General features: G+C 65.4%; 26 protein-coding genes. 5 read left to right on the plus strand and 21 right to left on the minus strand.

Annotation, left to right across the window (positions count from 1 at the left end; genetic code table 11):
• Positions 1 to 73: 73 nt before the first annotated feature.
• Entirely contained in the window at positions 74 to 1,108 is a 1,035-nt protein-coding gene (locus tag FHW64_RS20080) for a LacI family DNA-binding transcriptional regulator (protein WP_184529465.1), read from the minus strand.
• A 49-nt stretch (positions 1,109 to 1,157) separates the two neighbouring features.
• Entirely contained in the window at positions 1,158 to 1,829 is a 672-nt protein-coding gene (locus tag FHW64_RS20085) for a histidine phosphatase family protein (protein ID WP_184529467.1), read from the minus strand.
• A 68-nt stretch (positions 1,830 to 1,897) separates the two neighbouring features.
• Between FHW64_RS20085 and FHW64_RS20090 the strand changes: the two genes are divergently transcribed.
• Entirely contained in the window at positions 1,898 to 2,623 is a 726-nt protein-coding gene (locus FHW64_RS20090) for an alpha/beta fold hydrolase (protein WP_184529469.1), read from the plus strand.
• Here FHW64_RS20090 and pcp read toward each other — a convergent pair.
• The 8 genes from pcp to FHW64_RS20130 are packed head-to-tail and all read right to left on the minus strand — an operon-like array spanning position 2,620 to position 9,770.
• Positions 2,620 to 3,270: a pyroglutamyl-peptidase I gene (gene pcp / locus FHW64_RS20095; RefSeq protein WP_184530430.1), complete on the minus strand. Its 651-nt coding sequence runs from the start codon at positions 3,268 to 3,270 to the stop codon at positions 2,620 to 2,622. The two genes, FHW64_RS20090 and pcp, sit on opposite strands and share 4 nt — an antisense overlap.
• Complete coding sequence (gene pxpA, locus FHW64_RS20100) at positions 3,264 to 4,001, minus strand: 5-oxoprolinase subunit PxpA (protein ID WP_184529472.1); 738 nt, start codon at positions 3,999 to 4,001, stop codon at positions 3,264 to 3,266. The genes pcp and pxpA overlap by 7 nt, the downstream gene beginning before the upstream one ends.
• Complete coding sequence (locus FHW64_RS20105) at positions 3,991 to 5,031, minus strand: biotin-dependent carboxyltransferase family protein (protein WP_260305742.1); 1,041 nt, start codon at positions 5,029 to 5,031, stop codon at positions 3,991 to 3,993. Before FHW64_RS20105 ends, pxpA begins: the two co-directional genes overlap by 11 nt.
• Positions 5,028 to 5,690: a 5-oxoprolinase subunit PxpB gene (gene pxpB, locus FHW64_RS20110; RefSeq protein WP_260305744.1), complete on the minus strand. Its 663-nt coding sequence runs from the start codon at positions 5,688 to 5,690 to the stop codon at positions 5,028 to 5,030. The genes FHW64_RS20105 and pxpB overlap by 4 nt, the downstream gene beginning before the upstream one ends.
• A complete protein-coding gene (gene coaD, locus FHW64_RS20115) occupies positions 5,687 to 6,190 on the minus strand; it encodes a pantetheine-phosphate adenylyltransferase (RefSeq protein WP_184529476.1) in 504 nt (167 codons plus the stop codon). The genes pxpB and coaD overlap by 4 nt, the downstream gene beginning before the upstream one ends.
• Before the next feature lie 46 nt (positions 6,191 to 6,236).
• The gene (locus FHW64_RS20120) at positions 6,237 to 6,893 is read right to left on the minus strand and encodes an RsmD family RNA methyltransferase (protein ID WP_184529478.1); all 657 of its coding nucleotides are present in this window, start codon (positions 6,891 to 6,893) and stop codon (positions 6,237 to 6,239) included.
• A gap of 55 nt (positions 6,894 to 6,948) precedes the next feature.
• Positions 6,949 to 8,295: a pitrilysin family protein gene (locus FHW64_RS20125; protein WP_184530434.1), complete on the minus strand. Its 1,347-nt coding sequence runs from the start codon at positions 8,293 to 8,295 to the stop codon at positions 6,949 to 6,951.
• A gap of 17 nt (positions 8,296 to 8,312) precedes the next feature.
• A complete protein-coding gene (locus FHW64_RS20130; RefSeq protein ID WP_184529480.1) occupies positions 8,313 to 9,770 on the minus strand; it encodes a pitrilysin family protein in 1,458 nt (485 codons plus the stop codon).
• A gap of 29 nt (positions 9,771 to 9,799) precedes the next feature.
• Between FHW64_RS20130 and ftsY the strand changes: the two genes are divergently transcribed.
• From ftsY to rpoH, 3 genes are all read left to right on the plus strand, one after another.
• Positions 9,800 to 11,062, plus strand: coding sequence for a signal recognition particle-docking protein FtsY (gene ftsY, locus FHW64_RS20135; protein WP_184529482.1), 1,263 nt, complete (start codon positions 9,800 to 9,802; stop codon positions 11,060 to 11,062).
• A gap of 79 nt (positions 11,063 to 11,141) precedes the next feature.
• Positions 11,142 to 11,603: a DUF962 domain-containing protein gene (locus tag FHW64_RS20140; protein ID WP_184529484.1), complete on the plus strand. Its 462-nt coding sequence runs from the start codon at positions 11,142 to 11,144 to the stop codon at positions 11,601 to 11,603.
• Between the two features lie 135 nt (positions 11,604 to 11,738).
• Complete coding sequence (gene rpoH, locus FHW64_RS20145; protein WP_184529485.1) at positions 11,739 to 12,677, plus strand: RNA polymerase sigma factor RpoH; 939 nt, start codon at positions 11,739 to 11,741, stop codon at positions 12,675 to 12,677.
• A 44-nt stretch (positions 12,678 to 12,721) separates the two neighbouring features.
• On the opposite strand, the gene FHW64_RS20150 is transcribed toward rpoH, so the two are convergent.
• Genes FHW64_RS20150 through FHW64_RS20175 form a run of 6 tightly spaced genes read right to left on the minus strand, consistent with a single transcriptional unit; the run spans position 12,722 to position 17,681 of the window.
• Entirely contained in the window at positions 12,722 to 13,558 is an 837-nt protein-coding gene (locus tag FHW64_RS20150) for a DNA alkylation repair protein (RefSeq protein ID WP_184529487.1), read from the minus strand.
• 10 nt (positions 13,559 to 13,568) lie between these two features.
• Positions 13,569 to 14,195: an SCO family protein gene (locus FHW64_RS20155; RefSeq protein WP_184529489.1), complete on the minus strand. Its 627-nt coding sequence runs from the start codon at positions 14,193 to 14,195 to the stop codon at positions 13,569 to 13,571.
• Complete coding sequence (gene cyoE, locus FHW64_RS20160) at positions 14,192 to 15,097, minus strand: heme o synthase (protein WP_184529491.1); 906 nt, start codon at positions 15,095 to 15,097, stop codon at positions 14,192 to 14,194. Before cyoE ends, FHW64_RS20155 begins: the two co-directional genes overlap by 4 nt.
• The gene (locus FHW64_RS20165; protein WP_184529493.1) at positions 15,094 to 16,275 is read right to left on the minus strand and encodes a heme A synthase; all 1,182 of its coding nucleotides are present in this window, start codon (positions 16,273 to 16,275) and stop codon (positions 15,094 to 15,096) included. Before FHW64_RS20165 ends, cyoE begins: the two co-directional genes overlap by 4 nt.
• Before the next feature lie 7 nt (positions 16,276 to 16,282).
• The gene (locus FHW64_RS20170; RefSeq protein WP_184529495.1) at positions 16,283 to 17,008 is read right to left on the minus strand and encodes a hypothetical protein; all 726 of its coding nucleotides are present in this window, start codon (positions 17,006 to 17,008) and stop codon (positions 16,283 to 16,285) included.
• Complete coding sequence (locus FHW64_RS20175; protein WP_184529497.1) at positions 16,950 to 17,681, minus strand: SURF1 family protein; 732 nt, start codon at positions 17,679 to 17,681, stop codon at positions 16,950 to 16,952. The genes FHW64_RS20170 and FHW64_RS20175 overlap by 59 nt, the downstream gene beginning before the upstream one ends.
• Positions 17,682 to 17,783: 102 nt before the next feature.
• Here FHW64_RS20175 and FHW64_RS20180 point away from each other — a divergent pair, with 102 nt between their 5' ends.
• On the plus strand, positions 17,784 to 18,005 hold the full coding sequence (locus FHW64_RS20180) for a twin transmembrane helix small protein (RefSeq protein WP_177142633.1): 222 nt from the start codon (positions 17,784 to 17,786) through the stop codon (positions 18,003 to 18,005).
• A gap of 71 nt (positions 18,006 to 18,076) precedes the next feature.
• Here FHW64_RS20180 and FHW64_RS20185 read toward each other — a convergent pair whose 3' ends face one another.
• The 5 genes from FHW64_RS20185 to ctaD are packed head-to-tail and all read right to left on the minus strand — an operon-like array spanning position 18,077 to position 21,621.
• Positions 18,077 to 18,958 carry a cytochrome c oxidase subunit 3 gene (locus FHW64_RS20185; RefSeq protein ID WP_184529499.1) on the minus strand — a complete coding sequence of 294 codons (882 nt, stop codon included), beginning with the start codon at positions 18,956 to 18,958 and terminating at the stop codon, positions 18,077 to 18,079.
• Between the two features lie 52 nt (positions 18,959 to 19,010).
• Entirely contained in the window at positions 19,011 to 19,223 is a 213-nt protein-coding gene (locus tag FHW64_RS20190) for a DUF2970 domain-containing protein (RefSeq protein ID WP_184529501.1), read from the minus strand.
• Positions 19,220 to 19,849 (minus strand): cytochrome c oxidase assembly protein, encoded by a 630-nt coding sequence (locus tag FHW64_RS20195; protein WP_184529503.1) that lies wholly within the window; start codon positions 19,847 to 19,849, stop codon positions 19,220 to 19,222. Before FHW64_RS20195 ends, FHW64_RS20190 begins: the two co-directional genes overlap by 4 nt.
• Positions 19,850 to 19,859: 10 nt before the next feature.
• Positions 19,860 to 19,970 (minus strand): cytochrome oxidase small assembly protein, encoded by a 111-nt coding sequence (locus tag FHW64_RS34225; protein ID WP_221210430.1) that lies wholly within the window; start codon positions 19,968 to 19,970, stop codon positions 19,860 to 19,862.
• Between the two features lie 13 nt (positions 19,971 to 19,983).
• The gene (ctaD, locus tag FHW64_RS20200; protein WP_184529505.1) at positions 19,984 to 21,621 is read right to left on the minus strand and encodes a cytochrome c oxidase subunit I; all 1,638 of its coding nucleotides are present in this window, start codon (positions 21,619 to 21,621) and stop codon (positions 19,984 to 19,986) included.
• Positions 21,622 to 21,651: the final 30 nt, after the last annotated feature.

Genomic DNA, 21,651 nt, shown 5'->3' on the forward strand with positions numbered 1-21,651 from the left:
GCTATCTTTGGTGGGCGAATGATAGCGCTACCGTGCCGTTCGGCAAGCCATTTAGACCTAGGGTTTACGCGGATCAGGCGCTTTGGCGCTCGGCGATCGAAAAGCCGATGTCGACCACGCGCTGGTCGACCTGGCGCCCTTCCGCCCGGTCGACGATGAACTGCGCGGCCTGGCGGCCGATGGCGGCGCCATCGATGCGGACCGTGGTCAGCGCAGGCTGGAGATCGGCCGCGAATTCGAGATCGCCAAAGCCGACGACCGAGAGTTGCCCCGGCACCGAGATGCCGCGCGATTGCGCCTCGATCATCACGCCGAGCGCCAGCAGGTCGGAGCTGCAGAAGACCGCGTCGATGGTCGGATGCTCGCCCAGCAGCTCGGACAGCGCTGCGCGCCCGCTCTTCAGCGTGGTCGGCGCTGGCACGCGCTTGATCGGCACATCGGGCAAGCCGAGCGCGCGCGCGGTGTCGCTGAACGCGCCGTGCCGCCGGCGCGCGCGCTCGTCATCGCCCGCAACCACTGCGAGATGGCGGCGCCCCTTGGCATGCAGGAATCCAGCGACCTTGCGGCCCACTTCGGCGTGTGAAAAGCCCACCAGCATGTCCAGCGGCGTCGGCGTGAGATCCCAGGTCTCGACCACCGGAATGCCCGCCGCCAGGAGTCGCTTGCGACCTTCGGGCGAATGCATGATGCCGGTGAGGACGATGCCATCGGGCCGCCGACCGATGATGGCTTCAAGAAGCGCATCCTCGCGCGAATTCACATAGCCACTCTGGCCCAGCATGAGTTGGTAGCCACGCTCGCCGAGCGCTTCTGTCAGCGACTGCACCGTCTGGAGGAAGACCGGCCCCGCGATCGTGGGCACGACCGCCGCGACGAGCCGGCTGCGCGTCGATGCCAGGCCGCCCGCGAGCACGTTGCGCACGTAGCCGGTGCGGCTGACGGCGTCGGTCACCTTCTTGAGCACCTCGGCCGACACCTGCGAAGGCGAACTCAGCGCGCGCGATGCGGTGATCGGCGCCACACCGGCGAGCTTCGCGACATCGTGCAAGGTGACCGCGCCGCTGCCACGGCGGGTGCGTCGAACGGGGGCGGCGCCATCTTTGCTCATGCGCGCCATTCTAGGCGCGCTGATAGCGCTACCGGAGATTCCTGCCGGCCTACTTCTTGAGGTGGCGCGACTGGTCGTAGGTCGGCTGGGGTGGCAGGTCGGCCAGATGCCGCGTGTCGGCCCAGTCGACGATCTCGATGCGATCGGGCGCCGCGGCATCCGCGAGGCGGATGCGGTTGAAACCGGCATTGGGGATCTGGCTCTGGCGCGGACCATTCAGGCCCAGCCCGCGGGCGGTGCGCCAGACCATGTCGAGCACGCCGCCATGGGTCACCACCAGCACGCGCTGACCCACGTGAGTCGAGGCGATGCTGCCGAGCGCATCCATGATCCGCGCGTGGAATTGCCGCGGCGACTCGCCTTCGGGCATCGCATGGTCTTCACGGAACTGCAGCCAGTCTTCCCACGCGCGCGGATGCAGGCTCTGGATCTCATCGGCGCGCATGCCTTCGACCACACCGAAGTTCTGCTCGCGCAGCGTGACCGTGGTGGCGACCGCCAGTTCGAGCTGCTGCGCCGCCGGTGCGGCCGTCTGCTGCGCGCGCATGAGGTCGCTGCAAACGAGGTATTCCACGGATTCGCCCGCCAGTCGCAGACCGAGTCGGCGGGCCTGCTCGTGGCCCATGTCGTTGAGGGGCACGTCGATGTGGCCCTGAAATCGGAGTTCGCGGTTCCAGTCGGTTTCGCCGTGGCGGATCAGGATGAGTTCGGTCGTGGGCATTGGCGCCTATTGTCCGCGCATAGGGTGACGTCGCGATGTCCGCGCGCACGATCGCGGAGAATCCGCGCATGCCACGCCTTGTCCTGTTGCCCGGGCTCGCCTGCGACGAGCGCCTCTGGGAAGCGCAGATTCCCGCCCTGCCGCCAACGCTCGAAGTCCACGTCACCGACGTGCACATGCGCCACGAGCGCATCGAGGCGATGGCGACCGCGCTGCTCGCAGAGCACCCCGGACCGCTGATTCTTTGCGGCGCATCGATGGGCGGCATGGTCGCGATGGAGGCCGCGCGACAGGCGCCCGACCGCATCGTCGGACTCGCCCTCCTCGGCACCAATGCACGCCCCGAAACCCCCGAGATGTACGAGTTGCGCGAATCGGCGATCGAACTGTTCGAGCGCGGCGAGGCGCGCGACGTGATCGAACTCAATGCCGGCTTTGCGTTTCACCCCACGCAGGCGCGCGACGACGCACTCATCCAGCGCTATGTCGACCTGATCCTCGACGCGGGCGCGACACAACTGATCCGACAGAACCGGGCGCTGATGCAGCGGCCCGATGCGCGGCCGCATCTCGCGCATCTGCGCTGCCCCACGCTCGTTCTCTGCGGCGAAGGCGATCGCCTCACGCCGCCGGAATGCTCGCGCGAGATCGCAACGCTGATGCCGCACGCGGAGCTCGTCTGGGTCGCCGAGTGCGGCCACATGCTCACGATGGAGAAACCGGCCATCGTCAACGCAACCCTCGGCCCCTGGCTTCAGCGGGTCGTCGAGCGCGCCGGACGGCGCGCCGCCTAATGCAACTGGCCGCCCGTTTCGCGCGCGTCCTCGCGCACGTTCACTGAAGTCGCGACGGCAATTCGCAGCGCGGCAATCACGGCGTCGAGCGACATGCTCGGCATCCCCGGCAATCGCGCCGCCTGCTCAGGCAGATAGGGGATGTGAATGAATCCGCCGCGCATGCCCGGCACCGGACGCATCGCGATGCGATGCATCAATCCGAAGAACAGGTGGTTGCAGACAAAGGTGCCCGCCGAGTTCGACACCGACGCCGGAACACCCGCCGCACGCAAATCGCGCACGATGGCCTTGATCGGCAGGCTCGATAAGTACCCCACCGGCGCACCCGCGACCACGGGCTCGTCGATCGGCTGGCAACCGGCGTTGTCGCAGATACGGCCATCGTCGATGTTGATCGCCACGCGCTCGGGCGTGATCTCGCTGCGGCCGCCGGCCTGGCCGACCGCGATCACGAGCTCCGGCCGAAGCTCATCGATCGCCGCATCGAGATCGCGCAAAGCTGCTCCGAACACGCACGAAATGCGCCGCGCGTGCACCGTGGCGCCTTCGCAGCGCCAGCCATCCAGCGCGCGCACGGCTTCCCACGACGGATTGATCGCGTCCTTGTCGAACGGCTCGAAGCCGGTGAGGAGGATGTTCACGATGCCGCGACAGCGATGCCTTCGGCCGCGAGCCGCTCACGGATGCGGCGGGCAAAGGCCAACGCGTGTGCGCCGTCGCCGTGCAGGCACACGGTCTGAGCATTGACCGGGACCACGCTGCCATCGATCGCCGTCACCTTGTGGTCGCGCACCAGGGAAAGCGTCTGCGCGAGCGACTGTTCTTCCTCCTCGATCAGCGCGCCGGGCTGGCTGCGGGGGACGAGGCTGCCATCCGGCATGTAGCCGCGATCGGCGAAGACCTCCTCGACAGGCGTCAGGCCCGCACGCTCGGCGGCGGTGATCATGCCGCTGCCGGCGAGGCCGAAAAAGCGCAGTTGAGGATCGAAACGTCGCACGGCCTCGCAGATCGCGTCGGCCAGCACCGGGTCCTTCACTGCCTGGTTGTAGAGGGCACCATGCGGCTTCACATGCGCGAGCGTCCCGCCTTCGGCCTTAACGATCGCCGAGAGCGCGCCGATCTGGTAGAGCATGCCCGCGACGATCTCGTCCGGCGGCAGGTTCATCGTGCTGCGGCCGAAGTTCTCGCGATCTGGGAAGCTCGGATGCGCGCCGATCGCCACGCCCTTGTCGATGGCCCAGCGCACGCACTGACGCATCGTGCTGGCGTCACCCGCGTGCCACCCGCAGGCGATGTTGGCCGAACTCACCAATCCAAGCAGCGCCTCATCGTTGTCGCAGCCTTCGCCCAGATCGGCATTGAGATCAATCCGCATGCGTTTCTCCTTGGGTGGAATTCTGCGCCGGCGCAAGCCACCCCATCGACACCAGGCCTTGCGCAAGGTGGGCGAGATAGCGCTTCTGCTCGTCCCACGCCGCGAGTGCCTCGGCGGAATCGACCACGCGAAAGCGCAGACGACCATCGAGCGGCGCCTGCGCGAGCTTCCACAGGTCGGCACGAATGACCACGCCGACGCGCGGATAGCCGCCAGTCGTTTGCGCGTCGCCCAACAGCACGATCGGCTGCCCTGAAGGCGGCACCTGGATCGTGCCGGGGATCACGCCTGACGAGAGCATGTCGCCGTTGCGCTTGCGCTTGAGCTCCGGGCCTTCGAGGCGGCTTCCCATGCGATTGCTCTGCGGCGTGATCCGCCACGCATCGCGCCAAAGCTGCTCTCGCGAAGCAACGGTGAAAAGTTCGAGCTCGGGGCCAGGGATGATGCGAAGCTCGATCACGCCGACGGCCGGATCGATCTGCCAATGCGGCATGCGCGCGCCGAAGGGGCGACGCTCCAGCTGGGCCGCCGTGAGCGCGCTCTGGCCGCAGGCGAGCGTGTCTCCGGCTTTCAGGGGCCGTCCCTCGTGCCCGCCAAAGCCGGCTTTTAGATCGGTGCTGCGCGACCCGAGGACCTCCGGCACATCGATACCGCCAGCAACTGCCAGCCACGTGCGGATGCCCGTCTTCTCGTTCGACCGGTTGGCGCGGCCGAACTTGAGGACTTGCCCTGCGCGCACCGGCACGCTCCAGCCCGGCCAGACCGGTTGCCCATCGAGTCGGGCGTCGAAGTCGTCGCCGGCCCACGCAATGCGGGTCGGCGCATCGAAGCGCAGTTCGCAACCGCCCATCGTGAGTTCCAGCCCCGCCGCCCCGTCAGGATTGCCAACCAGCCGATTCGCAAGCACCAGCGCGAGCGTGTCGAGCGCACCGCCGGGGCAGATGCCGAGTTGCCTAAGACCATGCCGGCCCAAGTCCTGAACTGAAGCCAGCATTCCCGGTCGCAGGACCGTGAGCCCGGCCGCGCTCAAAGCTCCACCCTTTCTGCGACGAAGCGAACACGATCGCCGGGACGCAGCAGCGTGGGTGCTTCGGCCGTCGGATCGAACATCGGCACGGAGGTCCGCCCGATCAGGTTCCATCCACCAGGCGAAACCAGCGGATAGATGCCGGTCTGCTCACCACCAATGCCCACCGAGCCGGTCGGCACCGCAACGCGCGGCGCCGCGCGACGCGGCGTGGCGAGTTCCGGCGCGAGCCCACCCATGAATGCAAAGCCCGGCAGGAAGCCAAGCAGATACACGACGTAGTCGCCTTCGCTGTGCCGTCGGACCACTTCGGCAGGCGTGAGCTTCGTATGCGCGGCCACGTCGGCAAGATCGGGCCCCGACTCGCCGCCATAGATCACCGGGATCTCGATGCGCCGCCCCTCGACCGTTGCCGCCGCAAGTTGCGGCCACGCGGACAGCACCTGCATCTCGAGCTCGACGCCATCGATCTGCTCGGGGTCGAAGAGCAGGCTCAGGTTGTTCATGCCGGGGAGCACCTCGCGAACGCCGTGCCATCGCACGGCTTCTGCAGCCAGCGCCCAGATCTGTTGCTGCTGCGCAAGTGTTGCCGGCGGCGGCAACTCGCATACCAGCGCCGCCTCGCCGAGGGGGTGCAGGCGAGGCAGCAGCGCCCCGGTCATTCGCGACCGAGGTTGCGTACCTTGGCGAGCAGGGCTTCCTGCACCTTTGGCGAAACGAACTTGTCGACCTCGCCGCCGAGCATCGCGATCTCGCGCACGAAGGTGCTGGAAATGAACTGGTATTTGTCGCTCGGCGTGAGGAACACCGTCTCGACTTCCGGCATGAGCGAGCGGTTCATGCCCGCGAGCTGGAATTCGTAGTCGAAGTCGGTCACCGCGCGAAGGCCGCGCACCATCGCCTTGCCGCCGCGTGCGACGACAAAGTCGCGCAGGAGCCCGGAGAAGCTCTCGACGGTCACCTGGTCGCTGTACGCGCTCACCGCGTTGCGCGCCATGTCGATGCGCTCCTGCAGCGAAAAGAGCGCCTTCTTGTGATGTCCAGCGGCGACGGCGACGATGACCTTCGAGAAAAGCTGGGTTGCACGCCGCACCACGTCTTCGTGGCCGAGCGTCATCGGATCGAATGTGCCGGGATATACCGCGATCACGTTGCTGGTCATGGTTGCTCCTCTCATGCAGCCGCTCGCGGCCCTGTGTTTCGGCGGATTATGCAGCCGCGTCCGCGGCGCGCTGAAGAAGGTGCGCATGCACCGCACCGGCCTTGAGATGCCGGTAGACGACGAGGCCGAGCGAGGCCAACTCCTGCTCGTCCCACTGTCGTGCGGCCTCGAGGTAGATCACGCCTCCCGGCCGCAACGCGCGCACGGCCGCGCTCAATGCGGGCGCATAAAGAGCCACGTTGTCGAACGGTGGATCGAGGAAGACGACATGCAGGCTGCCGGCAGGCGTGCGCTCCAGCGCGGTAACGCCGTTTCCGCGCTCGACGCGGACCGTTTCCGCGGAGAGCTTGGTCTTGAGGATCTGCAACTGCGCCACGAGCGCAGCGTCCTGTTCGCACAGCAGGACCGATTCGGCGCCGCGTGATGCGGCTTCGAGCCCGAGCGCGCCGGTGCCGGCAAACGCATCGACGCATCGCCAGCCAGGGAGTTCGCCGCCGACTGCGCCAGCGAGGCTGGCCAGCCAGTTGAAGAGGGTTTCACGAACCCGATCGGGCGTAGGGCGCAGGCCGGCCTTGTCGGCAACGGCGAGGCGGGTCCGCTTCCATTCGCCGCCGATGATGCGGACGAAATGCGGCGCCTTGGCCAGCTTGGCCGCGGCGGCAGTCGATTTGGCGGGGACGGATTTTCGGGGCGCAGATTTCACGCCCAAAGCTTAACGGCATCGAAGGCGTGGGTCGCGCCTTCGAGCCCTCGCTTCATCAGGGCTGCTTGGCCCCGACGATGACCGTGACCATCCGTTCCGGCTGCAGCTTGCGCGCGAACGCGGCCTTGACGTCGGCCACCGTGATCGCGTTCATGCGAGCGGTCCAGGTCTCCAGGTAGTCGAGCGGCAGGTCATACCAGGCGATGTTCGCGACATTTCCGAGCAGCTTGCGATTGCTGTCGAGCAGCAGCGGAAAGCCGCCGATGAGGTTGTCCTTCGCAGCCTTGAGCTCGGCTTCGGTCGGGCCTTCGGCAACGAACTTGGCCAGCACCTCGCGCGAAACCTTGACGGCTTCGTCAGCCTGATCCGGCCGCGTCTGGAAGCCGACGCGGAAGGCACCCGCCTGGAGGCCCGGCGAGAAGCCGCTGTAGATGCTGTAGGTCAATCCGCGCTTCTCGCGCACCTGCTCGGTGAGGCGCGACACGAATCCGCCGCCGCCGAGCACATAGTTGCCGAGGTTCAGCGCGAAGTGATCGGGGTCCGCGCGCCGGTAGCCCGGCTGGCCGATGAGAACGTGCGCTTGCGCGGAGTCGAAGGGAATGCGTGTTTCCTTCGCGGCAGAGAGCGGCTCCACTTCGGGCACCGCGGGCAACTCGGGGCACGACGCCGAAGATGGCAAGCGCGACAAGAGCGTCTTTGCGATGTCTTCCGCCTGCGGGCGGGTCACGGCGCCGACGATGCTGATCTTGGCCCTGCAAGGCACGATGAGTTGTTCGTAGCGCTTGCGCATCGTCGCCACGTCGATCTGCGCCAGCGTTGCCTCGGTCGTCTCGACGCCATACGGGTGCGTGCCGTAGACAGCCTGAGCGAAAGCGCGCTCGGTCACCGTGGCGGGCTTGGTATTGGCTTCCTTGATCGCCGCGTTGAGCCGCTCTCGCTCGCGCATCCACACATCTTCCGGGAATGCCGGCTCGCCAATCTGTCGCGCGGCAAGTCGCACCGCTTTGTCGAGCAGCGCGGGCTGCGCCAGCGTACGCAGCGTGAAGCTCGTGCGCTCGCCACCGGCGCTCACATCGAAGTTCGCGCCGAGATCGGCCCAGGCTTCGCCAAGCGCGTTCTGGTCCATCGCCGGTTCTCTGCCGCTCGCGCGAATGCCCTTCTCGACCATCGTGGCGGTCACGTTCGCGAGGCCGGCCTGGGACGCTGGGTCTCGGCGGGAGCCGGCATCGAAGTCGGCCTGCACATCGACGATCGGCAATGCGTTCGTCGCCGCCAGATAGATCTTCGCGCCGTTCGGCAGCGTCCATTGCTGGATCGGAATGGCGGCCTGGGCGGTCGCGCCCATCAGCAAAGCGGCGCCGAAGAAGAAGGCGCGAAGGCCGGTTGTCGGGAACTTGAACATGGGTTTCGGGCCTTCCATCAACGCATCTCGCCCATCGGTGCCGCGAATCCGCGCGGACGTCGGTTCGCCTCGGGAGGCAGCGGACGCAGCGTGGCGACCGTCAATTGGTCATCGCCGAAGTACTTCGCCGCCACGGCCTTCACCTGCTCCACGGTGACGCTCTGGAGCCGCTCGATGATTCGAGCGCTCGCATCGAGTGGAAGCCCCTGCACCCAGTTGCTGCCGAGTTCGCGCGCCTGCGCCATCACCGAATCGAGCTTGTAGGTTTCGCTCGCTACCCACTGGGTCTTGACGCGTGCGAGTTCGGCTTCCCCGACGCCTTCGCGCGCGATCTTCGCGACCTCGGCGCGCAAGGCCGCCTCGACCACTTCAGCCGTCTTGCCGGAAGCCGGCACGCCATCGAGCACGAAGAGCTGCGGCCCGCGCCCGACGAAGCCCGAATACGCACCCGCGGAGTCGGCGACGCGATTGGGCCCCTGCGTCAGTGCGCGATCGAGCCGCGAACCGGGATAGCCGTCGAGAACCGCTGCCAGCACCACCAGCGCGTAGGGATCGATGTCGCCCTTGAAGTTGTCGGCCGTATCGATCTGCGGCACCCGGAAAGCGAGCGAAACATAGGCCTGTTCGGCCGGCGCCTTGTGTTCGATACGGCGGACGCCGCGCTGCGCAGGCTCGGTGCGAGGCTTGCGCGTCGGCACTGCGCGTGCCGGGATCGAGCCGTAGTACTTCTCCGCCATCGCGCGGACCTGCGCGACGTCGACATCACCCACCACGACGATCGCGGCGTTGGCCGGGGTGTACCAGCGCGTAAAGAAGGCGCGGACATCGTCCGGGGTCATCGCGTCGAGATCGCTCATCCAGCCAACCACCGGGCGGTGGTACGGAGAGGCAGTGAACACCGCGGCGTTCTGCTGCTCGCCGAGCAACGAGCGCGGCTGGTCGTCGGTGCGCATGCGGCGCTCTTCTTTGACGACCTCGATTTCGCGCTTGAACTCGTCGTCCGGCCACTGATTGCTGGCGAAGCGGTCGGATTCGAGCTTCATGATCTGCTCCAGCTTCTCGACCGGGATCTGCTGGTAGTAGCCGGTGTAGTCGCGCGTCGTGAATGCGTTTTCTCGCCCGCCGAGTGCCGCGACGCGACGGGAGAACTCGCCGGCCTTGAGGTCCTTGCTGCCCTTGAACATCATGTGTTCGAGCGCATGCGCGACGCCGGAAGTGCCGTCCACCTCGTCCATCGACCCGACGCGGACCCAGATCATCTGGACTGCGGTCGGCGCGCGACGGTCAGGTTGCACGATCAAAGTCATGCCATTGCTGAGGGTGAATTGCTCGGCGACCGGCGTCCCGTTGGAGGGCGACGCGGTTGCGGATTTCGGGGGAGAAGACTGCGCGAAGGCGGGCAGCGCCCAGGGTGCAGAGAGCACCAAGGCCAGCACCGCACCCAGCGCAGCGCGGCGTGGCGAGGGGTGTTTCATAGAATGGCTCGGATTGTAAAAACGCGCCAATGTTCAGTTTCTTCAAGAAAAAACCGCAGCCCGATGCCGTCCAGGCCCCGGAGCCTTCTCCCGAGACTTCATCGGGTGAAACGCCGGTGGCTCCAGCCACGCCGGCGAGATCGGTCTTTTCGCCATCCAGTTGGTTCGGCAAAGCCGCTCCGCCGGCACCCGCGACGGTAGCCGAGGTCGAGCCGGTCCCCGCTCCGGCCATTTCCCCCGAAGAGCCGGTGCCGACGCCTCCTGTCGAGCCCGAGAGCCCGCCGCCAGCGCCTGCCGAGCCTGCACCCAGCCTTGCGTCGGTTCCGGCACCCGTTCCCGCTGCGCCAGTGGTCGCGCCCGTCCCCGCCCCCGCACCAGCACCAGCGCAGCCCGAGCGCAGCGGCTGGCTGGGCAAACTCAAGAGCGGCCTGCGCAAGACCGGCAACAGCATCACCGCGGCGTTCGTCAACGCCCAGATCGACGACGAGCTTTACGAAGAGCTGGAAGCAGCGCTCCTGATGGCTGATACGGGCGTCAAGGCGACCGAGCATCTGCTGGAGGACCTGCGGCGCCGGGTCAAGAGCAACATGGCCACCGATGCGAGCCAGGTGAAGGCGCTGCTGGCGGATGCGATCGCCGACCTGCTGAGCCCGCTCGAGAAATCGCTCGTGATCGGCGAGTACACGCCGACCGTGATCATGGTTGCAGGCGTGAACGGCGCCGGCAAGACGACATCGATCGGCAAGCTGACCAAGCACCTCGCCAACGAGGGCGCCTCGGTCCTGCTGGCCGCAGCCGACACTTTCCGCGCGGCCGCACGCGAGCAATTGCTCGTCTGGGCAGATCGCAACACGGTCGAGATCGTCAGCCAGGAAGGCGGCGACCCCGCAGCAGTGAGTTTCGACGCGGTCAACGCCGGTAAGGCGCGCGGCAAGGACGTGGTGCTGGTCGACACGGCCGGCCGGCTTCCGACGCAGATCCATCTCATGGACGAGCTCAAGAAGATCAAGCGCGTCGTCAACCGGGCCGACGCGACCGCGCCGCACGAGGTGCTGCTGGTCATCGACGGCAATACGGGTCAGAACGCACTGGCGCAGGTCAAGGCGTTCGACGAGGCGCTCGGCCTGACAGGGCTGGTCGTCACCAAGCTCGACGGCACGGCCAAGGGGGGCGTGCTATGCGCCATCGCGCGCGAGCGGCCGATTCCCGTCTATTTCATTGGTGTCGGGGAAAAGCTTGAAGACCTCGAAACCTTCAACGCGCGCGAGTTCGCGCAGGCGCTGCTCGGTTAAATAAACGGTCGGGTTCATCCTCCTGTTGCGCGGGGGCCGGTCTGGCATCATGTCCCCGGCACCAGAACAAGGAGACAGCATGGACACCACTGCCGCCCCACTCACCGGCGCCGACCGAAAGGTCGACCGCCTGCTCGCCCACTACGAGGAGAGCCATAGGCACCCGGTCAACGAAGTCATCCACATGGTGGCGATACCGGCAATCATGCTGAGCATCGTCGGGCTTCTCTTCGCCTTGCATCCCTGGGTGGCCTATATGTTTGTGGCTGCCAGCCTGGTGTACTACGCGAAGCTCCACGTCCCCGCCTTTTTGATCACCATGCTCGTGGGCACCGCGCTGCTCCTGGCTGCGGTGCACGCCATGGGGAACCTTGTTTTGCCGGTTTCCGCCGCCATCTTCGTGGTGGCCTGGATCTTCCAGTTCGTCGGTCACAAGCTCGAGGGCAAGAGGCCCTCCTTCTTCGAGGACATCCAATACCTCTGGGTCGGACCACTTTTTGTACTTTCCAAGATTTTTCAGCGTCTTGGTATCCATTGGTGATACCGAGGACGCCTCCAAAGGCACTGCAAGAGGTGCCGTCAAGCTATCGTCGCCATTGAGGCGGTCAGGGAACCCTTGCCTTAGCACTCCGTCTAATCGAGTGCTAATATGGCCAAGAACGAAGGAGTTTCCCGAATGACAACACCGTCTGGAGCCTCTGCCAACCAGCTTGCCGTCGCCAATCCGTGGTCGATGGTGCCTCCGCTGGGTAACCTGGACGCCTATATCTCGGCAACCAACCGGTTGCCCTTGCTGACGCTCGAGGAAGAGCAGGCTTACGCGCGCAAACTGCGCGACAACAACGATCTCGAAGCCGCCGGTGCGCTGATCCTGTCGCACCTGCGCCTGGTCGTTTCCATTTCCCGCCAGTACCTGGGTTACGGGCTGCCGCACGGCGACCTGATCCAGGAAGGCAACGTCGGTCTGATGAAGGCCGTGAAGCGGTTTGATCCAGATCAGGGCGTGAGGCTGGTGAGCTACGCCATGCACTGGATCAAGGCCGAGATCCACGAGTACATCCTGAAGAACTGGCGTATGGTCAAGGTCGCGACGACCAAGGCCCAGCGCAAGCTGTTCTTCAATCTGCGCTCGATGAAGCAGGGTTTCAAGGCCGAAGCCGCCATTGACGGCGAATCGCACCGCGACACCCTGAGCGCCGATCAAGTCACGCAGATGGCCACGCGCCTGAACGTGAAGCCGGAAGAAGTCCTCGAGATGGAAACCCGGCTTTCCGGTGGCGACGTGGTGCTCGACCCGAGCCCGTCCGACGATGGCGAAGAAGGCTTTGGCCCGATCGCCTACCTCGCGGACGCCAGCCAGGAGCCGACCGCCCTGATCGAATCGCGGCAGCGTGATCGCCTGTCGACCGACGGCATCACGACCGCGCTCGAGTCGCTCGACGACCGCAGCCGTCGCATCGTCGAAGAACGCTGGCTGAAGGTGAACGACGACGGTTCCGGCGGCATGACGCTGCACGACCTCGCCGAGGTCTATGGCGTGAGTGCTGAACGCATACGCCAGATCGAAGTGGCGGCGATGAAGAAGATGAAGAAGGCGCTCGCGGAATACGCTTGAGCCCCCCTGCCCCGAAAGCCCGGCCCCGCCGGGCTTTTTCTTTTTCAGGTCGCCTCGGGCACCTGTTTGGACAAGGTGCGCAGTGCGCGACGCGTGATGTAGCGGGTTTCCGGCAGGTCGCTTTCGCGCTGCCATCGCGCACACGTCTCTTCGACCCATTCCGGCTGCGTCCGGCTCGCGTCGTTGAGCCAATTGGCCACGGAGTTCTGGACGTAGCGGCTGGAATCGGCCCGCAAGGGCTCGAGGAGCTCGATCGCCAGCCACGGCTCCGCCTTCAGCTGCTCGATCTGAGCGCACCACACACCACGCGGACGCGTCAGCTCGCTCGCGAAGCGACGGATGTTCGCGTCGGGGTTCAGCACCCAAGGCTGCAGGAGTCGCAACGCTTCGTCCAACGAGCGGATCGTCGAATCGCGCACAGCCATCCATGCCATCTCCCGGACACCGAAATGCGGGTCCGCCGCGAAACGCCAGGTGGCCTCCAGCTGCTTCTGCAGCGGAAGCCCCGACATCTGAATCCAATGCGTCGCCCAGCAACGCGCCACGTCACTCGGATGGGTCGCGAGCCGATGTGCGACCGCGTCCCGTTCGGCATGGTCGGCCGTCATGTCGTAAAGCGCGCGTGCGATATGGCCGTGGCGCTGCATTGGCTTGAAAGACGGCAGCATCGCGAAGGTATCGCCCAGGCGTTCACTGTCGGGATCGAGTCCGATGTGCACCGCGACGTTTCGCGCCAGCCGTGGCAGCTCCAATGCAAGGAACTCGTTGAGATTGACGGTTTCGAGCTTCCCGTCGTTGAGCGCCTCCAGCACTTCCGCCGGGATCAGCGCGATACGGAACGCACCCTTGCGCAGCTTGAGGTGATCGACGCTGTCGCTCACAGTCGTGCGCTCAGGACTTCAGCAGGGCCTTGATGTCGGCCAACATCGGCGGGATGCCGGCGCCGTATCGTGCGTACAGCCTCAACCGGCCCTGCGGGTCGTAAATGAAGCTGGCGGCGGAGTGGTCCATCGAATAGCTGGTCGGCGTCTTGCCGTCGACCTTCTTGTAGTAGACCTTGAAGTCTTTGGCGAGCGGCGGCAGCTGCTCGGCTGTCGGGATCAGCGCAACAAACGACGGATCGAATGCGCCCATGTACGCCTTCATGACCTCCGGCGTGTCGCGCTCGGGATCGACGGTGACGAACACCACCTGCAACTTGTCGCCATCGATTCCGAGCTGCTGTTTGACCTGCGCCATCTCGGTCATGGTGGTCGGGCAGACATCCGGGCACTGGGCGTAGCCGAAGAACAGCACGACCACCTTGCCCTTGAAGTCCGCCATCGTGCGCACGCGCCCATTGGCGTCGGTGAGGGAGAAGTCCTTCGCGTAGTCGGCACCGGTGATGTCGACCGCGTTGAAGGTCGGCTTGGATTCGGTACAGCCTGCGAGGCTGATGCCCGCGCCAACGGCAGCCGCTGCGCCTGCAGCCATGGCGATCCAGCGAAGGGCTTGCCGCTTGTTGATGGATGAAGTCATCGGAGATAGTGGTCGACGAGCAGTGCAGCGAACAGCACGCTCAGATGGATAAGCGAAAAGCGGAAAGTCTTGCGCGCAAGCGCGTCAGAGTAGTTGCGCCACAGCGCGAACGCATAGCCCGTGAAGCCGATGCTCACGCCGAAAGCCACCACGAGATAGAGCCAGCCGCTCATGCCGTAGATGAACGGCATCAGACATGCCGCGAAGAGGATCAGGGTATAGAGCAGCACGTGCAGCCGCGTGAACTCGTTGCCGTGCGTCACCGGGAGCATCGGAAGTCCGGCCTTGCGGTAGTCCTCCACGCGATAGAGCGCCAGCGCCCAGAAGTGCGGAGGCGTCCACAGGAAGATGATCAGGAAAAGGATCAGCGCCTCGGGGCTGACCTCTCCGGTCATGGCGGCCCAACCGAGCACTGGAGGCATCGCGCCAGACGCACCGCCGATCACGATGTTTTGCGGCGTCAGCGGCTTCAGGATCACCGTGTAGATCACCGCGTAACCGACGAAGGTCGCGAAGGTCAGCCACATCGTGAGCGGATTCACCGCGAACCAGAGGATCGCGGAACCCAAGGCGCAGAGCACGATCGAGAAGATGAGTGCCTGGCGGTCACTCAGCTCGCCGCGCGCGGTCGGGCGCCATGCGGTTCGCTTCATCTTGGCGTCGATGCCCTTTTCGACAAGGCAGTTGAACGCCGCAGCCGCGCCGGCGACCAGCCAGATGCCGATGCAGGCCAACACGGCTTGCTGCAGTTCGGCCCAGCCGGGAACGCCAGGCACGGCGAGCACCATGCCGATCAACGCACAGAAGACGATCAATTGGACCACGCGCGGCTTGGTCAGCGCATAGAACTGGCGCATCACGCTGGCGGTGTGCGAGCCGTGGACGGAAGCCGGTGCGCTCATGCAGCCTCCATTCCTTCGCGTCGGCCGGCGATAGTGGCCGCGACTGCTGCGCTCTCGCGCCGGCTTTCACACAAGGTCCAAGTCAGCACCACCGCGAGCGCTGCGGCGCCGCCGGTGTGCAGCACGGCCGCCGCGAGAGGCCAGCCGAGCAGCACATTGCCGAGGCCCGTCGCGAGCTGAAGCAGCGCGAGTCCGCCGAGCCAGCGTGCCTGCGGGCGCAACGGCCGGATGCGAAGAAGAGATCGCACCAAGAGCACGATGGCGATGAAGACGAGATAAGCCATGAGGCGGTGAACATAGTGAATCGCGGTCAAGGCAGCAAAGTCGATCGGGGTGCCATCCGCCGTTTCCCCGAGGTGGCGCCAGATCTGGAATCCCTGCGCGAAGTTCATGGGCGGCCACCAGCTGTCCTGGCAGGTCGGAAACTGCGTGCAGGCCAGCACCGCGTAGTTGGTGCTGACCCAGCCGCCAAGAGCGATCTGGAGGGCCAGCAGCACAGTCGTCGCGATCAGTAGGTTGCGCAGCGCCGACGGCACCGGCGTCGGCACACGTCGCATCGCATCCTGCTGGTAGCGCACGGCCTGGATGCACAGCAGCGCGAGCAGAACCATGGCGCCGAGCAGATGAAGCGTGACGATGGCAGGGAAGAGCTTCCACGTCACGGTCATCGCACCGAAAGCGCCTTGCAGGCAGACCCACACCAAGGTCGACGCAGGCCACCAGGCGCTGAGCGGTCTCGCGCCCGTGTGTTCGGCAAGCTGTCGCCGTCGCGCAAGCCACGTGGCGACGGCCAGCGCGAGGATGAGCGCGCCAACACCGGTCGCCAGATAGCGATGGATCATCTCGACCCAGGCCTTGCTGTGTGTGACGGGGCCTGTCGGCTGCGCGGCCTGCGCCATCGCGATCTCGTGTCGCGCACCGACCGGGCTCGCATTGCCGTAGCAGCCGGGCCAGTCAGGGCAGCCGAGTCCGGAATCGGTGAGACGGGTAAACGCACCGAAGAGCGTGAGGTCGAAGGTCAGGAACAGCGTGAGAACGGTCAGGGCGTGCAACCTGCGCGCTGGACCAGCGCCGGCGTTGCGCCGCCAGACCCAGATGAGGGGCCCGAGCGCAAGCAGCACGCCGACCGCCAGGAGCCAGGCAATCGGGGTGAGGTCGTAGAGCGAGGTGGTGTCCATGGCTCGATCAGCGCCCCGGCTCGTCCCACGAAGCGGAGGCACGCATCAGCCTGTCGAGATCGCGCTTTGCGCGGCTCGCACCGGCGGTGTCCATGCGTGGCGGGAAACGCATCATCCAGTGACCCATCGGATCGACCACGTAGAGGTGATCTGCCAGCACGTGACCGGAAGCCGGCGCAAGCCATTGCGCCAGTTGCGCCTCTGGCACGCGGACGACCGTCGCGCCATGCAGGCCGTTTTCGAGGCGGTTTGGGATGGGCGCCGCGTCGCTGACGATCCAGACGCGATCGAGGCGGTCCTTCTCGCGCCCGAGGCTTTCGCGCAGTTGGCGCTGCAGGTAGAGCTGCTGCTCGCAGACCGAATCGCAAGCGGCGCCCGCCACTGCGACCAGCAGCCACTGTCCTTGCAGCGACTGAAGCTGGATCGTCGTGCCGTCGGCCGAGGTCGCCTGGATGTTGGGCATCGGGCGCTGCGGATCGATGAGTTCGCCGAAGACGCTCCGGCCCTCGGGTCGGATCACGTAGTACGTGAAGTAGGAGGCAATGACCGGCGCCGCGCAGCACAGCAAGACCAGGATCATCTTCCACCGACCGGTCACGGTGCGACGGGTCGACGCGGCGTCCAGCGCCTGGCGCGGCGACGGCATCGAGTGCACGGTCAGCCCGAGCGGCTCATCAGCCGCGGCGGGCAAGGCGTGCGCGACGGTAGGGGGCGATGAATTGGAACCAGACATAGAGAATGAGGACGAGGGTCGACAACCCGAACCACTGGAACGCATAGCCGTAGTGCTTTTCAACACCCAGCGCGGGAGCCGGCCAGTCTCGCTGCAGTCCCTCGGACGCCTCGCCGGTCTGCTGCAGGGAGATATCGGTCCGCAAGGGCAGACCGGTGTCGGCCCGATACGCTTCAAGGTCGAGATTCTGCCGGATGGGGGAAGACCCCGCGCCGCCGGGCATTGGAGCTCCCGGCTCGGCCTTGCCGAGGTCCAGCAGGTGCGACGGCGGCGGCGAAATGGTGCCGACCACCTCGACCAGGCCGGGCGGCGTCACGACCGGCTGGAGTTGGGCCCGGTCGTTGAAGTTGCGCTGGATCCAGCCCCTTTGCACCATCACCGTCTGGTTGGATCCTTCGATGGCGAATGGCGTCAGCACGTAGAACCCAGGGATCCCATGCATCTGCCGGTTGTCGAGATAGACGGTGTGGGGCGCAAGCCAGAGCCCGCGCAGGCGAACCGGGCGATGGAGTGCCGACGACGAAGCGTTGTCCAGCGCCATGAAGGCGGCCTGATCGAGCGGCTCCAGGTTCTTCTGCTCGTCGATCTCGGCCTGGATGGCCTCCTTCTGCGCGGCGCGGGAGAGCTGCCAACGGCCGAGCGAGAAGGTGCCCGCGATGGCAATGGCAGCCATCAATGTGACCACCCAGAAGCGGCCGCGACGTGCGGGCGATGTGGTGACAGGGATATCAGTGTTCAAACCGTGAGGCCGTCGCTGCGGCCGATAATGTGATTCATGAAGTACTTTGTCGCCCTCGCCTTCGCTGGCATCCTGGCGAGCCTCGGGTTCGCGCTGTTCTTCATGCTGAGAGACGGGCGGAACGGCCGCGCCAAAGGTGGCGGCATGGCGCGCGCGCTGACGGTTCGGATCGGGCTGTCGGTTGTTTTGTTCCTGTGCATCCTGGTGGCCTGGAAACTCGGATACATCCAGCCAGGGGGCTTGCCGGTGGGCAAGTAGATCGCTCTCGTTGCGCGAGAACCATGAAAAAAGCGCCTTGCGGCGCTTTTTTATTGTGCCGTCGATGCTGCTCAAAGCCAGTAGACCGTGATGTAAAGGCCGAGCCAGACGACGTCGACGAAGTGCCAGTACCAGGCGGCACCTTCGAAGCCGAAATGACGCTCGGGCGTGAAGTGACCCGCGCGAATCCGCAGGGTAATGAAGAAGAGCATCAGCATGCCGATGAACACGTGCAGGCCGTGGAAACCGGTCAGCATGAAGAACGTCGAGCCGTAGGTGCCGGAGCTGAGCTTGAGGTTCAGCTCGGTGTACAGGTGGTGGTACTCGTAGCCCTGCACGAAGAGGAAGGTGAGGCCCAGCAGCACCGTCAGCCACATGAAGCGCACCGTCTGCGCGCGATGGCCGGCGCGGAGTGCGTGGTGCGCGATGGTGAGCGTGACGCCCGAGCTCAGCAGGAGCGCGGTGTTGATGGTCGGCAGCCAGAACGGGCCAACCGTCTGGAACGGCTCGACGATGTCCGCAGGCGAGCCGGTCGCGCCAGCGGTGACGGTCGGCCACACGGCCTTGAAGTCGGGCCAGAGGATCGCGTTGTCGAGGCTACCAAGCGCAGGCAGCGCGTGCGTGCGCGCCCACCACAGGGCGGTGAAGAACGCGCCGAAGAACATCACCTCCGAGAAGATGAACCAGCTCATGCTCCAGCGGAACGACAGGTCGACCTTGTAGCCGTACTTGCCGCTCTCGCTTTCGCCGATCGCTGTCCGGAACCACACGAACAAGGTGCCGAGCCAGACGATCATGCCAAGCAGCAGCGACCATGCGCCCCACTGGTGGCCATTGATCCACTGGGCCGCTCCGAGAATCACGAAGAGCAGGCCGGTAGCGGCCATCACCGGGTAGGCAGAGGGCCCGGGCACGAAGTAGTAGGGCGTGGTGCCGTGCGTCGTTGAACTCATATCAGGTCCTGGCTTTCTTCTCTCTCGGTTCAGTTTCTTGTGGGGGTGATCTTCACGAGGTGGCGACCCAGCGAACGAACAGGATCAATGCGCCGACAAAGATCGCAACGGCCACGAGGCCGACCGCGATGATGTGCAGCGGATTGAGTTTTGTGACGTCGTCCTGGAAGGCACTGTTCTTGCGCACGCCGAAAAACGACCAGCCGACCGCGCGCACCGTGCGCCATAGCGATCCCTTGGGCGGCGTTTCCGGCGACGCGGTCATGAGCGCGGCTCCGTCGAACTGGGCGTCGCGGCGTTGTTGGCCACGGGCGCCGGAGGCGTCTTGCCGCCCACCTCGAAGAAGGTGTACGACAGGGTGATCGTCTTCACGTCCTTCGAAATCTTGGGATCGATCACGAAGGCCACCGGCCACTGCTTCTTCTCGCCCGCATCGAGCGTGTACTGGTTGAAGCAGAAGCATTCGAGCTTGTTGAAGTACGGCGCAGCCTGCTGCGGCGCGTAGCTCGGGATCGCCTGCGCGGCCATGCGGCGGTTCTGTACGTTCTGGAACTCGTACATGACCGTGTGCAGTTCGCCGGGATGCACCTGCATCGACCTCTGGGCGGGTTGGAAGTCCCACAGCCCGTGCGCGTTGGCATCGAATTCGACGGTGATGGTCCGGCTCGTGTCGACCTGCGTGTTCTCGGGCAGGCGCACATCCTTGCCGCCGGAAGCACCACCGGGGACTTCAAGCTCGGACCGCGCGAGGATGTTGATGCCGGTCATCTCGCAGATGGCCCGGTACATCGGAACCAGCGCATAGCCGAAGCCGAACATGCCGGCCGCGACCACGGCCAGCTTGCCGACCATGCGGACGTTTTCCCGGCGGATGCGCTGGCCGATCTTCATCTCGACGCCCTCAGTGGCCGACCCAGACCATGCGGACGATGAAGCCGATGAAGAACATCACCGCGATGGAGGCCAGCGTGAGCCCCAGGCGGCGGTTGTTCCTCTTTTGCTCGGGTGTCATCACGCGTCCTGCCTCAGCCGATCACCTTGGTGGCGGTGGCGTCGAGCTTGGGTGGGGTCTCGAAGGTGTGGAACGGTGCGGGGGACGGCACTTCCCATTCCAGACCCTCGGCGGCTTCCCAAGGCTTCTGCGGCGCCTTTTCACCCTTGCCGAGCATCGTCGGCAGCACGATGAAGAAGAAGAAATAGACCTGCGCGAGCCCGAACGCGAATGCGCCGACCGAAGCAACCGCATTGAAGTCGGCGAACTGCATCGGGTAGTCGGCGTAGCGACGAGGCATGCCGGCCAGGCCAAGGAAGTGCATCGGGAAGAAGGTGATGTTGAACGAGATCAGCGACCACCAGAAATGAACCTTGCCGCGCGTCTCGTTGTACATCACGCCAGTCCACTTCGGCACCCAGTAGTAGAAGCCGGCGAACATCGCGTAGAGCGAGCCGGCCACCAGCACATAGTGGAAGTGGGCGACAACGTAGTAGGTGTCCTGCAGCTGCGTATCGATCGGCGCGACCGCGAGGATCAGGCCGGTGAAGCCGCCCATCGTGAACACGAAGATGAAGCCGACTGCGAACAGCATGGGCGTCTCGAAGGTCATCGAGCCCTGCCACATCGTGGCGATCCAGTTGAAGATCTTCACGGCCGTCGGCACCGCGATCAGCATGGTCGCGTACATGAAGAAGAGCTGGCCGGTGAGCGGCATGCCCGTCGTGAACATGTGGTGCGCCCACACGATGAACGACAGGATCGCGATCGACGAGGTGGCATAAACCATCGAGGCGTAGCCGAAGAGCTTCTTGCGCGCGAAGGCCGGGACGATCTGACTGATGATGCCGAAGGCCGGCAAGATCATGATGTAGACCTCGGGGTGGCCGAAGAACCAGAAGATGTGCTGGTACATCACCGGGTCGCCGCCGCCGGCGGGGTTGAAGAAGCTGGTGCCGAAGTGGCGGTCGGTCAGCGTCATCGTGATGGCGCCGGCAAGCACGGGCATCACGGCGATCAGCAGGTAGGCGGTGATGAGCCACGTCCAGCAGAACATCGGCATCTTCATCAGCGTCATGCCGGGCGCGCGCATGTTGAGGATGGTCACGATGATGTTGATCGAGCCCATGATCGACGAGGCGCCCATGATGTGCATCGCGAAGATGCCGGCGTCCATCGAGGGACCCATCTGCAGCGTAAGCGGCGCGTAGAGCGTCCAGCCTGCGGCGGGTGCGCCGCCGGGCATGAAGAACGAGCCGACGAGCATGAGCGCCGCGGGGATCAGCAGCCAGAAGCTGAAGTTGTTCATGCGCGCGAACGCCATGTCCGACGCACCGACTTGCAGCGGAATCATCCAGTTCGCGAACCCGACGAAGGCCGGCATGATCGCGCCGAACACCATGATCAGGCCGTGCATCGTGGTGAACTGGTTGAACAGCTCGGGGTTGACCAGCTGCAGGCCGGGCTGGAACAGCTCGGCGCGAATCAGCAGGGCCAGGATGCCGCCCACCATCAGCATGGTGAACGAGAACAGCAGGTACAGCGTACCGATGTCCTTGTGGTTGGTCGCGAACACCCAGCGGCGCCAACCGGTCGGCGCGTGATGGTGATCGTCGTGGGCATGGTCGCCGTGGCCGTGTGCTTGACCGTGGGGATCGAGGACTGCGCTCATCTTGGGTATTCCTTCAAACTCTTCTTCACG

The organism is Variovorax sp. Sphag1AA (assembly GCF_014192575.1).
GTDB lineage: Bacteria > Pseudomonadota > Gammaproteobacteria > Burkholderiales > Burkholderiaceae_C > Variovorax.

Bases quoted from the DNA above. Each gene is read 5' to 3' on its own strand.
- FHW64_RS20080 (WP_184529465.1), bottom strand. From the start codon at position 1,108: ATGAGCAAAGATGGCGCCGCCCCCGTTCGACGCACCCGCCGTGGCAGC.
- FHW64_RS20085 (WP_184529467.1), bottom strand. From the start codon at position 1,829: ATGCCCACGACCGAACTCATCCTGATCCGCCACGGCGAAACCGACTGG.
- FHW64_RS20090 (WP_184529469.1), top strand. From the start codon at position 1,898: ATGCCACGCCTTGTCCTGTTGCCCGGGCTCGCCTGCGACGAGCGCCTC.
- pxpA (WP_184529472.1), bottom strand. From the start codon at position 4,001: ATGCGGATTGATCTCAATGCCGATCTGGGCGAAGGCTGCGACAACGAT.
- pxpB (WP_260305744.1), bottom strand. From the start codon at position 5,690: ATGACCGGGGCGCTGCTGCCTCGCCTGCACCCCCTCGGCGAGGCGGCG.
- coaD (WP_184529476.1), bottom strand. From the start codon at position 6,190: ATGACCAGCAACGTGATCGCGGTATATCCCGGCACATTCGATCCGATG.
- FHW64_RS20125 (WP_184530434.1), bottom strand. From the start codon at position 8,295: ATGTTCAAGTTCCCGACAACCGGCCTTCGCGCCTTCTTCTTCGGCGCC.
- FHW64_RS20130 (WP_184529480.1), bottom strand. From the start codon at position 9,770: ATGAAACACCCCTCGCCACGCCGCGCTGCGCTGGGTGCGGTGCTGGCC.
- ftsY (WP_184529482.1), top strand. From the start codon at position 9,800: ATGTTCAGTTTCTTCAAGAAAAAACCGCAGCCCGATGCCGTCCAGGCC.
- FHW64_RS20140 (WP_184529484.1), top strand. From the start codon at position 11,142: ATGGACACCACTGCCGCCCCACTCACCGGCGCCGACCGAAAGGTCGAC.
- rpoH (WP_184529485.1), top strand. From the start codon at position 11,739: ATGACAACACCGTCTGGAGCCTCTGCCAACCAGCTTGCCGTCGCCAAT.
- FHW64_RS20155 (WP_184529489.1), bottom strand. From the start codon at position 14,195: ATGACTTCATCCATCAACAAGCGGCAAGCCCTTCGCTGGATCGCCATG.
- cyoE (WP_184529491.1), bottom strand. From the start codon at position 15,097: ATGAGCGCACCGGCTTCCGTCCACGGCTCGCACACCGCCAGCGTGATG.
- FHW64_RS20165 (WP_184529493.1), bottom strand. From the start codon at position 16,275: ATGGACACCACCTCGCTCTACGACCTCACCCCGATTGCCTGGCTCCTG.
- FHW64_RS20170 (WP_184529495.1), bottom strand. From the start codon at position 17,008: ATGTCTGGTTCCAATTCATCGCCCCCTACCGTCGCGCACGCCTTGCCC.
- FHW64_RS20175 (WP_184529497.1), bottom strand. From the start codon at position 17,681: ATGGCTGCCATTGCCATCGCGGGCACCTTCTCGCTCGGCCGTTGGCAG.
- FHW64_RS20180 (WP_177142633.1), top strand. From the start codon at position 17,784: ATGAAGTACTTTGTCGCCCTCGCCTTCGCTGGCATCCTGGCGAGCCTC.
- FHW64_RS20185 (WP_184529499.1), bottom strand. From the start codon at position 18,958: ATGAGTTCAACGACGCACGGCACCACGCCCTACTACTTCGTGCCCGGG.
- FHW64_RS20190 (WP_184529501.1), bottom strand. From the start codon at position 19,223: ATGACCGCGTCGCCGGAAACGCCGCCCAAGGGATCGCTATGGCGCACG.
- FHW64_RS20195 (WP_184529503.1), bottom strand. From the start codon at position 19,849: ATGAAGATCGGCCAGCGCATCCGCCGGGAAAACGTCCGCATGGTCGGC.
- FHW64_RS34225 (WP_221210430.1), bottom strand. From the start codon at position 19,970: ATGACACCCGAGCAAAAGAGGAACAACCGCCGCCTGGGGCTCACGCTG.
- ctaD (WP_184529505.1), bottom strand. From the start codon at position 21,621: ATGAGCGCAGTCCTCGATCCCCACGGTCAAGCACACGGCCACGGCGAC.